The 12,340-nt window shown below is 65.7% G+C and carries 13 protein-coding genes; 7 read left to right on the forward strand and 6 right to left on the reverse strand.

Annotation, left to right across the window (positions count from 1 at the left end; translation table 11 throughout):
* Positions 1-211: 211 nt before the first annotated feature.
* The 3 genes from CSQ99_RS23340 to CSQ99_RS23350 all read right to left on the reverse strand — a co-directional run bounded on the left by CSQ99_RS23340 (position 212) and on the right by CSQ99_RS23350 (position 2,924).
* Positions 212-895: a cutinase family protein gene (locus CSQ99_RS23340; protein WP_099041375.1), complete on the reverse strand. Its 684-nt coding sequence runs from the start codon at positions 893-895 to the stop codon at positions 212-214.
* 117 nt (positions 896-1,012) lie between these two features.
* Positions 1,013-1,867: a ribonuclease Z gene (locus CSQ99_RS23345; RefSeq protein ID WP_099041376.1), complete on the reverse strand. Its 855-nt coding sequence runs from the start codon at positions 1,865-1,867 to the stop codon at positions 1,013-1,015.
* Positions 1,868-1,904: 37 nt separating this feature from the next.
* Positions 1,905-2,924: an aldo/keto reductase gene (locus CSQ99_RS23350; RefSeq protein WP_099041377.1), complete on the reverse strand. Its 1,020-nt coding sequence runs from the start codon at positions 2,922-2,924 to the stop codon at positions 1,905-1,907.
* Between the two features lie 173 nt (positions 2,925-3,097).
* On the opposite strand from CSQ99_RS23350, the gene CSQ99_RS23355 reads away from it, so the two are divergent.
* Both CSQ99_RS23355 and CSQ99_RS23360 read left to right on the forward strand, forming a co-directional pair.
* Positions 3,098-3,526 carry a CBS domain-containing protein gene (locus CSQ99_RS23355; protein ID WP_099041378.1) on the forward strand — a complete coding sequence of 143 codons (429 nt, stop codon included), beginning with the start codon at positions 3,098-3,100 and terminating at the stop codon, positions 3,524-3,526.
* Positions 3,519-4,127 (forward strand): GNAT family N-acetyltransferase, encoded by a 609-nt coding sequence (locus CSQ99_RS23360; RefSeq protein ID WP_099041379.1) that lies wholly within the window; start codon positions 3,519-3,521, stop codon positions 4,125-4,127. The genes CSQ99_RS23355 and CSQ99_RS23360 overlap by 8 nt, the downstream gene beginning before the upstream one ends.
* Before the next feature lie 51 nt (positions 4,128-4,178).
* On the opposite strand, the gene CSQ99_RS23365 is transcribed toward CSQ99_RS23360, so the two are convergent.
* The gene (locus CSQ99_RS23365) at positions 4,179-4,769 is read right to left on the reverse strand and encodes a type II toxin-antitoxin system PemK/MazF family toxin (RefSeq protein WP_099041380.1); all 591 of its coding nucleotides are present in this window, start codon (positions 4,767-4,769) and stop codon (positions 4,179-4,181) included.
* Between the two features lie 20 nt (positions 4,770-4,789).
* On the opposite strand from CSQ99_RS23365, the gene lepA reads away from it, so the two are divergent.
* The 3 genes from lepA (at position 4,790) to CSQ99_RS23380 (ending at position 8,211) form a co-directional block, all read left to right on the forward strand.
* On the forward strand, positions 4,790-6,712 hold the full coding sequence (gene lepA, locus CSQ99_RS23370; RefSeq protein ID WP_099041381.1) for a translation elongation factor 4: 1,923 nt from the start codon (positions 4,790-4,792) through the stop codon (positions 6,710-6,712).
* Positions 6,713-6,718: 6 nt separating this feature from the next.
* A complete protein-coding gene (locus CSQ99_RS23375) occupies positions 6,719-7,435 on the forward strand; it encodes a sensor domain-containing protein (RefSeq protein ID WP_099041382.1) in 717 nt (238 codons plus the stop codon).
* Between the two features lie 65 nt (positions 7,436-7,500).
* A complete protein-coding gene (locus CSQ99_RS23380) occupies positions 7,501-8,211 on the forward strand; it encodes a sensor domain-containing protein (RefSeq protein ID WP_099041383.1) in 711 nt (236 codons plus the stop codon).
* A gap of 7 nt (positions 8,212-8,218) precedes the next feature.
* On the opposite strand, the gene CSQ99_RS23385 is transcribed toward CSQ99_RS23380, so the two are convergent.
* Positions 8,219-10,228, reverse strand: coding sequence for a glycoside hydrolase family 15 protein (locus CSQ99_RS23385; RefSeq protein ID WP_099041393.1), 2,010 nt, complete (start codon positions 10,226-10,228; stop codon positions 8,219-8,221).
* A gap of 35 nt (positions 10,229-10,263) precedes the next feature.
* The gene (locus CSQ99_RS23390; protein ID WP_176561173.1) at positions 10,264-11,559 is read right to left on the reverse strand and encodes an FAD-dependent oxidoreductase; all 1,296 of its coding nucleotides are present in this window, start codon (positions 11,557-11,559) and stop codon (positions 10,264-10,266) included.
* Positions 11,560-11,591: 32 nt separating this feature from the next.
* Here CSQ99_RS23390 and CSQ99_RS23395 point away from each other — a divergent pair, with 32 nt between their 5' ends.
* On the forward strand, positions 11,592-11,792 hold the full coding sequence (locus CSQ99_RS23395) for a hypothetical protein (protein ID WP_099041384.1): 201 nt from the start codon (positions 11,592-11,594) through the stop codon (positions 11,790-11,792).
* Positions 11,793-12,024: 232 nt separating this feature from the next.
* Complete coding sequence (locus tag CSQ99_RS31930; protein ID WP_425437859.1) at positions 12,025-12,117, forward strand: Ms4533A family Cys-rich leader peptide; 93 nt, start codon at positions 12,025-12,027, stop codon at positions 12,115-12,117.
* Positions 12,118-12,340: the final 223 nt, after the last annotated feature.

Raw genomic sequence — 12,340 nt, forward strand, 5'->3', positions numbered from 1 at the left:
TGCGGTCTTCGATTGAGATCTACGGACCGGCGCTCCCGGCGCTGCCGGTTCAGGTGCTTCTGCTTCACACCTGCCGCAGAGGCGAGCTTCGTAATGCGCTGCCAATGGAATTGTCGGCAAGCGACAACCCCACGTTACGACCGCGGGCGCCGTGGCGCCGTGATCGTCATTCTTCGGTCATGACTCCGCGGGCTTGGCGCAGACGCCGACGCTAGCCGCGGGTCGTCTTCGTGCTATCCGAACCGGTCGTGCGCACGAGCTTGGCGACCCACTCCGCGGCGGTCTTCACCAGACCCGACTTCTGATAGGTGATGTGCGAGTTCCAATCTCGTCCAAGCGAGCAGATGGGGTCGGCCTTGTTGCACAAGTCGGCGGTCTTGGCGCCGAAGTCGGGGCTCATCCGGGTGAGGGGCTGGCCGAGGCGCGCCGAAGGGTTGCCGAACACCACCACGGCTGCGACGTGCGGCACAACCGCGCGGGGAAGCGGCTCCGTGTAGCCGAGGCCGGCCATCGGTGCCGTGGCGACGATGTCCACGACGGCCGCGCCCTGCGAGTAGCCGCCAAGGACCAGCTTGGTATCCGGGCAGTCGGCAACTGTCCTCTTTATCCGCCGGCTCATGTCGTTGGCGCCCGCCGCGGCCTCGAGGAATTCGAACGACGCCGGATACTCGACCGCGTAGGTGCCGATCGAGAGGCCCTTCAGCATCGGCTTAAGTGTGTTGACGAGCGCCTGGCCGACCTGCCCGATGCCCGCAGGTTCGTCGGTGCCGCGGGCGAAGACGACTTCGACGTCGGGGCACTCGGGGGCGGCCGAGACCTGCGGCGCAACGCTCACCGATGCGCCCAGGGCGGCGACGGTAAGCAATCCGGCACGGAAGGCACGACCGGGGCGCATCGCGGTACCGCTCCTCTATCTCGAGGGATGACCAGATCTGGCCGGGGGTCTACCCAATTATCACTTGCGTCACTCCCGTATCGCGAGTGTCGTAATCAATCCGAGATCGACCAATCGTCAGGATCTGGCGCAGACGCCGGGGTGCACCTCGACGCGGTGCAGATCGTCGCCCAACTCGATCTGCCGGTCGAATGCCGTTGCCGCCAGCGCGCGCCACTCGTCTTCCTGGCCCGGCGCGATGGCCGGCACATAGTGGGTGAGGATGAGAATGCCGACCCCAGCCCGTGTCGCGGTGGCGGCCGCCTCTTCGACCGATGAGTGGTAGTCGCAGATGTCTCGGATGCGCTGCATCGGCATCGGGTCGATCAGGTCCTTGCGAATCACCGTGTGTACCAGGGCCCCGGCACCGGATGCCAGGGCGTCGAGGCTTTCGCACGGTACGGAGTCGCCGGCGAGCACCACCGACGCGCCGGCGTGCTCGACGCGAAAGCCGATGGTCGGAGTCACGGGGCGGTGGTCAGTCGGTGCGACCCGAATCTGCACACCATCGCGATCCCACACGGGACCATCGGTGTACTCGAACACCTCCACCGGGGGTGGTGAGTTCAGGTCGGCGTGGTGAGCGATGCGGTACCCGATGTCGAAACCGAACGCCTTGAGCGTGGCCTCGACGACCTCGGCGGTGCCGGGGGGACCGATGATGGGCAGCGGCGCGGGATCGGGGGTGAACGTAGAGACCCAACGGGTGATGATGACGTCGCCCAGATCGGCGATGTGATCGCTGTGCAGATGGGTGAGCAGTAACGCAGTCAGTGCGTTGGCCCCGGTGCCCGCGGCCGTCAGCCGCTGCTGGACGCCACGGCCGCAGTCGACCAGGAACGTCTGGTCGCCCGCTCGCACGAGCGTCGACGGACCCGCGCGATCCGCATCGGGGATAGGGCTTCCGGTGCCGAGCAGCGTGACCTCAATCATGGGGCTAGGTATACCTGCCACACGAGGCCGATGTGCGTTATTCGCGGCCCGCGGACACCCAGCCGAGGTTTCCGAAGCGATGCCCGGTGACGGCGGCTGCCGCGGCATCCAGCGAGTCGAGCTGCTCGGGTGTCAGCGTCACCGCCAGTGAATCGCGGTTCTCCTCGACACGAGCCGCGCGCCTGGTGCCAGGTATGGGCACCGCTGCCACTCCGAGCGCCGCGGCGCGGTAGCGCAACCATGCCAGCGCTACTTGCGCCGGCGTCGCGCCCTGTTGAACGGCCACCGACTTAACGAGCGCCACGACCGCCAGGTTGGCGTCCAGCGCACCCTCGCCGAAGCGAGGCATGGTGCGACGGAAATCCCCGGTGGGCAGGTCGTCGGTGGAGCCGATCGTTCCGGTGAGGAAGCCGCGGCCCAGCGGTGAGTAGGGGACGAACCCGACGCCGAGCTCGGCGGCGGTCGGCACGACGTTGGTTTCGACGTCCCGGCTCCAGATCGACCACTCGCTCTGTACCGCGGCGATCGGATGCACCGCGACGGCCGCACGCAGCTCCTCAGCAGTCACCTCCGAAAGCCCGAGGTGGCGAACCTTGCCTGCGGCCACCAGTTCGGCCATGGCGCCCACCGTTTCCTCGATCGGCACATTCGTGTCGCGACGGTGCATGTAATAGAGATCCACGACATCGGTCTGCAGCCGTTGCAGGCTCTCGTCGATGCATTGGCGCACATAGGCGGCGTCACCGCGGGCGATGAGCTCCCTCGCCGCGCGTTGGGCCGGATTGCTCGCGATACCGAACTTCGTTGCCAGCGTCACCTCATCGCGACGGTCGGCAAGGAGTTGGGAGATCAGCCGTTCATTGTCGCCGTTGCCGTAGACGTTGGCGGTGTCGATGAAGGTCACGCCCAGGTCCACGGTGCGATGAAGCGTGGCGAGCGACTCGGTGTCGTCAACCTCGCCGTACACCGGGGTCAGCGCCATCGCACCGAAACCGATTGCACTGACGCAGAGTTCGTCCCCCAGATTGACGGAGGGCACCGAGTTTTCTGCTGCCATGTTCCTTCCTTTCGCGTCGACGGTCGAAAGACTTGAAGGTCCAGCGGCTGCTACTACGTTTCTATTCCTCCGCGGGCACATTGGGACAGCTTTGGGATAGGGATGCCAAAACCTTTCGCGCAACGCGACTCCCACCTAGCCTGAAGTGAGGCAGGTCACGAGCGGAGGCAACGATGCGGATCGCGGACGTATTGCGGAACAAGGGTGCGTCGGTGGCGACCATCACCCCCGAGACTTCGGTGTCCGGGCTGCTCACCGAACTTTCCGTGCACAACATCGGTGCCATGGTGGTGGTGTCGCCCGACGGCGTCATCGGCATCGTCTCCGAGCGAGACATCGTGCGGGCGCTGCATGAGCGCGGCGCCGACCTGCTGCGTATGCCGGTCTCGGAGATCATGACGACGTTCGTCGCGACCTGCACCCCGACCGACTCGGTCGACAGTCTCAGTGTGCTGATGACCACCAAGAGGGTCCGGCACATCCCGGTGATGGAGGACGGCCGCCTCACCGGAATCGTGAGCATCGGCGACGTCGTGAAGACTCGGATGGAAGAGCTCGAAGCCACCCAGGAGCAACTGCAGGCCTACATCACCCGTGGCTGAGATCGGGGCAGAGCCTGCACAGCGCCGCGACATCGGCCAGATCGGCACGGTACTGGCGCGCGCGTTCTACGACGACCCGGTGAATTCATGGATGCTGCCCGATGACCGGACCCGGCTGAAGGCGCTGACAAGGGTGTTCGCTGGACTGGCGCGACATCATTTCCTGCCGCGCGGGGGCTCGGAGGTTGCGCGGCGCGACGGGAATGTCGGCGCCGCCACGTTGTGGGATCCGCCAGGACAGCGCAAGGCCGGCAGGATCGAGGAGCTCGCCATGATGCCCATGATGCTGTGGGCAATGCGCTCCAGGGTCTCGGCCAGCATGCGGCTGATGGAGCTGATGGAGAAGCACCACCCGGAGGAGCCGCACTGGTACCTCATGCTCATCGGCAGCGACCCATCCGTGCGCGGGGCGGGCTTCGGCCAAGCCCTGATGCGCTCACGTCTGGACCGCTGCGACGCCGAACGCGTGCCTGCTTACCTCGAGAACAGCAATCCGAAGAACGAGGCGTATTACCTGCGGTTCGGATTCGAGGTCATCGGCGAGATCAAGCTGCCGGACGACGGGCCGTCCATGTGGCCCATGTGGCGCGCGCCACGATGAGGCAGAGGTGGCGCGCGCCACGATAAGGCAGAGGTGGCGCTCACCGAGAAGCTAGCTCCAGGAGTACTCGGCGCGCAGCCGCGTGGCCACCACTTCGAACGTCTCCCGCGCCAGGATCGCGCCCTCGCGGCGGATGCCCTCTTCGGGGACGTCGAGGACCCGATCCAGCCGCACCCAGCTGGCGCGGCTCTCGTAGTCCCAGCTACCGCTGCCGATGCCGACCCAGTTGGGGTCTTCGCGGTGATGCTCCTGGCTGGAGAGCATCAGCCCGAGCAGCACGGTCTGATCGCGTCCCACCACGAGCACCGGTCGGTCCTTGCCCTTCGACGGATCGTCCTCGTAGACCACCCAGGTCCACACGATCTCGCCCGGGTCGGCCCGGCCGTCGAGATCCGGCGCGTAGGCCACCTTGCGGGCCCGGTGCGCGGTCGGGACGAAGTTCTGGCTTACCGGTCGCCCCGCGGTGATCGCGCGGGTCTCCTCGAACGGGGTGCCCACGATGGCGTCGATACCGAGCTTGATGCCCTGCTGGATACCGCGCGCCACGGTGTCTGGTTGCAGTTGGTGGCGGATGAACTTGGGCGCCTCGTTGAACACCAGGTTCTCCGCAAAGCGCTGGAAGGCTTTCCAAGGCGGAGCCATATCGACGAGCTTAAGCGAAGCTGCGTTCCCACGATTGTGTCGACGGGGGCGTACCTCGATACCCTGGTACGGCATACCACCCGGCTCAACAGGAGATTCCCATCAGCAGCCTTGCCGACAAGACCTTCACTCCGCCGGCGCTGATTCGGAACTTCTGCATCATCGCCCATATCGACCACGGCAAGTCGACGCTGGCCGACCGGATGCTGCAGCTGACCGGTGTGGTCGCCGATCGTGACATGCGTGCCCAGTATCTGGACCGGATGGACATCGAGCGTGAACGCGGCATCACGATCAAGGCGCAGAACGTCCGGCTCCCTTGGCAGGTCGACGGCACCGACTACGTGCTGCATCTGATCGACACCCCTGGCCACGTCGACTTCACCTACGAGGTGTCCCGGGCGCTCGAGGCGTGCGAGGGTGCGGTGCTGCTGGTGGACGCTGCTCAGGGCATCGAGGCGCAGACGCTGGCCAACCTGTATCTGGCGCTGGACCGCGATCTGCACATCATCCCCGTGCTCAACAAAATCGACCTGCCCGCCGCCGACCCGGACCGCTACGCCGCCGAGATCGCCCACATCATCGGCTGCGAACCCGAAGATGTGCTGCGGGTGTCGGGTAAGACGGGCGATGGCGTTACGGAACTGCTCGACCACGTCGTGCAGGAGGTGCCGCCGCCCACCGGTGACGCCGACGCCCCGGCGCGGGCGATGATCTTCGACTCGGTCTACGACACCTACCGGGGTGTGGTGACGTATGTGCGCGTGGTCGACGGCAGGATCGTCCCGCGTGAACGAATCAAGATGATGTCGACCGGCGCTCACCACGAGCTGCTGGAAGTGGGCATCGTCTCACCCGACCCGAAGCCGTCGGTGGGTCTCGGCGTTGGGGAGGTCGGCTACCTGATCACCGGGGTGAAGGACGTGCGCCAGTCCAAGGTCGGTGACACCGTGACGAGCGCGCGGCACGGCGCGACCGAGCCGCTCACCGGGTACCGGGAGCCCAGGCCGATGGTCTACTCCGGGCTGTATCCCGTCGACGGATCGGACTATCCGGACCTTCGCGACGCGCTGGAGCGGCTGCAGCTCAACGACGCCGCGCTGTCGTGGGAGCCGGAGACGTCGGTGGCGCTGGGATTCGGCTTCCGCTGCGGTTTCCTCGGCCTGCTGCACATGGAGATCACCCGCGAGCGGCTCGAGCGCGAATTCAACCTCGATCTCATTTCAACCTCGCCCAACGTCGTGTATCGCCTTGTCCAGGAAGACGGTGGTGAGATGGTCGTCACCAACCCTTCGGATTGGCCGGAAGGCAAGATTCGCACAGTGTTCGAACCGGTGGTCAAGACGACCATCATCGCGCCAAGCGAGTTCATCGGAACCATCATGGAGCTGTGCCAGTCGCGGCGAGGCGAACTCGGCGGCATGGACTACCTTTCGCCGGAGCGGGTCGAGCTGCGATACACAATGCCGTTGGGGGAGATCATCTTTGACTTCTTCGACATGCTGAAGTCGCGCACCCGCGGCTACGCCAGCCTCGACTACGAAGAGGCCGGTGAGCAGGAAGCCGATCTCGTGAAGGTCGACATTCTGTTGCAGGGCGAAGCCGTTGACGCTTTCAGTGCGATCGTTCACAAGGATTCGGCGTTCGCCTATGGCAACAAGATGACGACCAAACTCAAGGAGCTGATTCCGCGTCAGCAGTTCGAAGTTCCGGTGCAGGCCGCGGTCGGTTCGAAGATCATTGCTCGCGAAAACATCCGCGCGATCCGCAAAGACGTGCTATCGAAGTGTTACGGCGGTGACATCACGCGCAAGCGCAAGCTGCTCGAGAAACAAAAAGAGGGCAAGAAGCGAATGAAGACCATAGGCCGGGTTGAAGTGCCGCAGGAGGCATTCGTCGCGGCGCTGTCCACCGATGGTCCGGCCGACAAGTCGAAGAAGTAGGTCCTGATGCGCTCAACGGCTCTCACGGTGGCTGCGTTGAGCGCGTGTGTCGTGCTCGGGGCATGTGCCGCCCCCACCCAGGACGCGCGGCCCACCGTGCGTATCGCCGAAGCCGTCCAACCGTCTGCGGTGCGCGCGCTGGACCGGGTGCTGCCCACCTCTGATGAGCTCGCCGCGGTCGTCGGTTCTAACGGCATGATGGGTCAACGCGTGCAGGGCGGCCGCGACATGCTGTTGGCGAGTGTCGGCGCCGCGGATGGAACACCTGCCGACTGCGTGAGCCCGGCGTACCGGCTGCAGCGGGTGGTCTACGAGGCCGGTCCGGTGCAATCGGTGGCGAGTCAGTCGTGGGCTGGCGGGTCCTTCGACGGGCCGCCGGTGTCTGGCTTCTTCGGTGTCGTGCAGTTCTCCTCGGAGGCTGCCGCGCAAGCATTCTTCGCCGCATCGGCCGATAAGTGGCACCGTTGTAACGGCCAGACGCTGGTGCTGAATCAACCCGACCACGGCGCACAACGAACGAGCCGGATCACCGGCGTGACCGTCGACGGCCACATGGTGTCGGCGATGGTGATGCAGGACGCCGGTTCGATGACCCAGCGGGCGCTCGGGTTGGCGGCGGATTGTGTTGTGGACATAGAGATCTCCGACGTCAACAGTCTGGGTAGCCCGCAGCAGGCAGCGCGAGTGGCGAAGCTGATGCTGGAGAAGGTCGCCGCCTCTTAGGTTGTGATCGACCCGGAATTGGCGGGTGGTGCACAGATTTGCCCGGAGTCGGTCACAATAGCGCGGTGACCAATACCGGTACGGCGACCCGGGCACGCGCCGTGTTTGCCGTAATCGCAGCATCCGTCCTGCTCACCGGGTGCGTGAGCACTGTGTCGGGCACCGCGACGCGGGCACAGAGCGCGGGGCCCACCAATGTGCCGCCACTCACTGAGTCGAAACTCGACGACGTGGTCCTCTCGATCGGTGAGGTCAACGCGATCATGGGCTCGTCGACCATGGAGGTCACCAGCGAGCTGGATGAGATGACCGACCACTCCGACGACGTTTCGGACGTCGAATGCCTTGGTGCGATCTACGGCGCCGAAGAGCCCGTGTACGCGGGCAGCGGCTGGACCGCGGTACTGGACCAGATTTCGCGTGAGGAAGGCGACGACAACGAGCACTGGGTAGAGCAGACGGTCGTGTTGTATCCGTCGGCGGACAAGGCGCAGAAGTTCTTCGACAAATCCAAGGCACAGTGGGAGGAGTGCTCCAACTACACGGTGACGGTGGACGATGGCGGCACCGCATACGACTGGGAGATCGCCGAGGTCACCGCGAAGGACACGCTGATCACCCAGGTGACGACCCAGCTAGATGCCGCCGGATGGGCGTGCCAGCATGCGCTCTCCCCGGTTTCGAACATCACGGTCGAGGTCTGGGCGTGCAGCTACTCCCCGGGTGACGAGGCCGCCACCATCGTCAACGACATGATCGCCAACGCCGCCAAGTAGTCATGGCTCACGACGGCGCATTGGCCGGCACGAATACCCCTGAGCTATCGGCTTCCTCCTCGGCGCGGATCACGTGCACGACGGCATTGATCAACGCCAGGTGGGTGAATGCCTGTGGGAAGTTGCCGAGATGCCGTCCGGTCCTTGGCTCGATCTCCTCGGCGTAGAGATGCAGCGGGCTGGCGAAGGACAACAGCCTTTCGCACAGGTGCTTGGCGCGGTGGATCTCACCGATCTCCACCAGCGCGGACACCAGCCAGAACGAGCAGATCGTGAAAGTGCCTTCCTCGCCGGACAACCCGTCGTCGGTCTCCTCGACGCGGTACCGCAGCACCAACCCGTCCTCGGTCAGTTCGTCGGCGATCGCCAGCACCGTCGCGCGCACGCGCGGGTCGTCGGCGGGCAGGAACCGGGTCAGCACCGCCAACAGCAGCGAGGCGTCGAGCGCATCGTCGCCATAGCGCTGGGTCAGCACCCCGCGGGAGTCCACCCCCTTCTTGAGGATGTCGGCCTTGATCTCCTCGGCGATGGCACGCCACTGCTGCGCGTAGGACTTCTCCCCCTGCAACTCGGCGAGTTTGGAGCCTCGGTCCAGGGCGACCCAGCACATGATCTTGCTGGAGGTGAAGTGCTGCGGCTCGCCGCGCACCTCCCAGATCCCGCGGTCGGGTTCCTTCCAATGTTTGACCGCTTCCTCGACCTGCTGCTTGAGCACTGGCCACAGCGTGTCGGAGATCTGTTCGCGCGACTTGGCGTGCAGGTACACCGAATCCAGCATGGTGCCCCAAATATCGTGCTGCGTCTGGTTGTAGGCGCCGTTGCCGATCCGCACGGGGCGGGCGTTGTCGTAACCGGACAGGTGGTGGAGTTCTTCCTCGACGAGGCTGCGTTCGCCGCCGACGGCATACATCACCTGCAGTGGATGGCGCTCACCGTTGTTCGCGCCGGACACGTCGGCGATGAACGCGAAGAAATCGTCGGCCTCCCGGTCCAGCCCCAACGTATACAGGCCCCACAACGCAAACGTCGAATCGCGCACCCACGCGTAGCGGTAGTCCCAGTTGCGTTCGCCCTGAGGAGTTTCCGGCAACGAGGTGGTGGGCGCGGCGAGCAGGGCGCCGGTCGGCGAGTATGTCAGACCCTTGAGTGTCAGGGCACTGCGCTGCAGGTAGGCCCGCCACGGATGATCAGGGAAGTCGCCGATGTTGATCCACTGCCGCCAGCACTCGCTGGTCGCCCACATCTTGTCGGCGGCTTCGTCATACGTCTGCGGCGCCGGATGCTTGGACCAACTCAACGCGACGAAGGCGTTGTCACCCTCCTTCATCCGGGTGCGCGCGCGGGCCTCGTGGCCCTCCAATCCCAGCCGGAGGTTGGAGGTAATGCGCACTGTGGGATGGGCGTCGGGGTCGCGACTGGCCCGCGCGATCGCCTCGCCGTAGGCCTGCGCGGAGTACTCCCACGTCGCCTGGGTGCGGTGGTAATCAAACGCCGGTTCGCAGTTCATCACCAGCTCGACGGTGCCGCTCACACATCGCACTGTGCGCAGCAGGATGTGCTCGGCGTCCCAGTCCATCGGAGTGCGCCGATGGGTGCGCGACCGGGTCTCGATGTCATGCCAGGGACCCATGACCAGTGCGTCGCGCACGATCATCCAGCCGGTGGGGGTCTGCCAGGTTGTTTCCAGGATCAGGCTGCCCGGCAGGTAGCGGCGCGCGGCGGGCACCGCAACCCCGTACGGCGCAAGGCGGAAATGGCCCGCACGGCGGTCCAGGATTGCGCCGAACACGCTGGGGGAGTCGGGGCGCGGAATGCACATCCACTCGACGGACCCGGCCGATGAGATCAGGCACGTGGTTTCGCAGTCCGACAGGAACGCGTAGTCCGCGATCGGCGGGAATGGGTTCCGCAGTGACCCGCCGGAGGTGTACGGCACGGGGGCCGTCACCGTCAACGGGGAGTCGTAATCAATGTCCCTGGTTGGCCCGCCGGAGGCCTCATTGTCTTGCAGAACCATTCGCACATCATCGCTGCCGACCTGCCTGGCGTCCACTAATCAGATGCGTGTCCGGTGGTGACCGGTTGCCGCCGGGCAAACTTCGGCACGTGTTCGGGCAGCGGCCCGATCGCGATCCCGTATCCAGCCGCGGTCCGTAACGGTCGGAATCGGGCGGCGATCCGCACCACCAGTGGGGCGCTGGACTGCCTGGTCGAGGCGCCTTCGGCGTCGATGGCCACCGCAATGACCCGGCGTTGCACCACGCGCTGCACCGCCTGGATCAGTGCCGCAGGCAGCCAGCGTCGGGCCTGGACGCGGGCCAAGTGCATGGTGGAGGGGTTGCCTGCCCGCAGCGGGCCCGCGAGCGTTCGTGCCGCTGCGACGGCGTCGGCGACCGCAAGGTTGATCCCCACGCCACCGACCGGGGACATGGCGTGGGCGGCATCGCCGATCAGCAGCAGACCATCGCAGTACCAGCGCCGCAGCCTGTTCATCTGTACGTCGAGCAGCTTGACGTCGTCGAACGACGTCAACGAGGTGATGTGGTCGGCCAGCCAGGGTACGAGCGCCAACGCGCCGCGGTGTAGGGCTTCGATGCCCTGCGCGCGAAGTTCGGCGTCGCGGCCCTTCGGGATCACATACGCGCACTGGTAGTAGTCGCCGCGGTCGATGACGATCTGCGCCGCGCCGGTGCCAAGGACGCCGGCCAGGCCGTGCGGATCGTCGGCATTGCGCGGGAGCCGGAACCACCACACGTCCATCGGCGCCCCGAAGCTTCTCGGGCGCAGGCCCATCGCGGTGCGCAGCGTTGACGAGCGCCCGTCGCACGCGACTGTCAGTGCCGCCCGCATCTCCCGTACCTCACCGTCGGCGCCGCGGTAGCGGACCCCGACCACTTTGTCCTTCCGCGGGCCTTCGGCGAAAATCGGTCCGAGCACCTCGGTGCTGCGTAGCAGACGGAACGTCGGCTCCTTCTCGGCGGCAGCGGCCAGCAACTCGAGGAAGTCCCATTGCGGCACGAGGGCAATGTGCTTGTGCGGTCCGGGGATTCGGCTCAGGTCGATGGCCACCTCGGTGCCCTGCACGCTCATCGTCAGAGTGTCGATCTCGCGGTGCGGCATTCGCGCGAACTCCGATGCCAGCCCCAGTTCGTCGAGCAGGCGCAGGGTGCTGGCGTGCACGGTGTCACCGCGGAAGTCGCGCAGGAAGTCCGCGTGCTTCTCCATGACCGTGACGTCCACGCCTCCGCGGGCCAACAGCAGTCCGAGCATGATCCCCGCGGGACCGCCACCGGCGACGATGCAGGTGGTGTTCCCAGAGCTGGTGTTGCTCTCGATGTCGGCCGGCACGCGCACATTTTCGCATCGAATAGTCTGGCTGGATGGGCGGTTTCCTCAGTTGGTGGGACGGTGTGGAGCTGTGGCTCTCCGGACTGCCCTTCGTCGCCCAGACCGCCGTGGTGATGCCGGTCGTGCTGGCCCTGGCCTACGGCGTCGCGGTGGTGCTCGACGGGGCGCTGGGTAACGGGATACGGGTATTGCGCCGGGTTCGGCACAACGACCAGGACGTGGACCGCCGATGAGCGCCTGCGCGAAGAGAGACAAGCTCCGATGAGCGCTTGCGCGAAGAGAGACAAGCTCCGATGAGCGCTTGCGCGACGAGAGACAGGCTCCGATGAGTGGTATGCCACGGTCGAGGGTGACGTTGGTGCTGGTCATCCTCGTCGTGCTGGTGATCGTGATGTGGCTGCTCACTCGGTAAGTCGGCTGAGGCCAACGGGAGCCGCGTGCCCGTGCTCTGTTATTCTTCGCGCCATGCGTTCGGCGTCCGGCAACAAGAGTGGTCACATCCTGGCCCTCATTGCCGTGGGTTTCACTGCCGTCGCTGATGTCTGTTGTTGTCGCTGATTCCATACCCGTCCGTGGTTTGGCGTCGGTAGCGGCTGACCTGTGCCCAGATACCGATTCATCGCCTTTGCCGTCGCGACGGGATAGCCCCCTTAGCCTCGATCCACCGACTGACCTGGTGTGTGGCTGTGAGGTCGGGCTGTCGTTGGTCGTCGGGTTGTGCGCATGAGGTAGCTGCTGGTTTGCCCAGCTTTTCCTCTGCGCTCCGTTCGGGGGCTTTCGG

The organism is Mycobacterium neglectum (assembly GCF_002591975.1).
Lineage (GTDB): Bacteria > Actinomycetota > Actinomycetes > Mycobacteriales > Mycobacteriaceae > Mycobacterium > Mycobacterium neglectum.

Coding starts and splice junctions, on each gene's coding strand:
- CSQ99_RS23340 (WP_099041375.1), bottom strand. CDS start 895: ATGCGCCCCGGTCGTGCCTTCCGTGCCGGATTGCTTACCGTCGCCGCC.
- CSQ99_RS23345 (WP_099041376.1), bottom strand. CDS start 1,867: ATGATTGAGGTCACGCTGCTCGGCACCGGAAGCCCTATCCCCGATGCG.
- CSQ99_RS23350 (WP_099041377.1), bottom strand. CDS start 2,924: ATGGCAGCAGAAAACTCGGTGCCCTCCGTCAATCTGGGGGACGAACTC.
- CSQ99_RS23355 (WP_099041378.1), top strand. CDS start 3,098: ATGCGGATCGCGGACGTATTGCGGAACAAGGGTGCGTCGGTGGCGACC.
- CSQ99_RS23365 (WP_099041380.1), bottom strand. CDS start 4,769: ATGGCTCCGCCTTGGAAAGCCTTCCAGCGCTTTGCGGAGAACCTGGTG.
- CSQ99_RS23375 (WP_099041382.1), top strand. CDS start 6,719: ATGCGCTCAACGGCTCTCACGGTGGCTGCGTTGAGCGCGTGTGTCGTG.
- CSQ99_RS23385 (WP_099041393.1), bottom strand. CDS start 10,228: ATGGTTCTGCAAGACAATGAGGCCTCCGGCGGGCCAACCAGGGACATT.
- CSQ99_RS23395 (WP_099041384.1), top strand. CDS start 11,592: ATGGGCGGTTTCCTCAGTTGGTGGGACGGTGTGGAGCTGTGGCTCTCC.
- CSQ99_RS31930 (WP_425437859.1), top strand. CDS start 12,025: ATGCGTTCGGCGTCCGGCAACAAGAGTGGTCACATCCTGGCCCTCATT.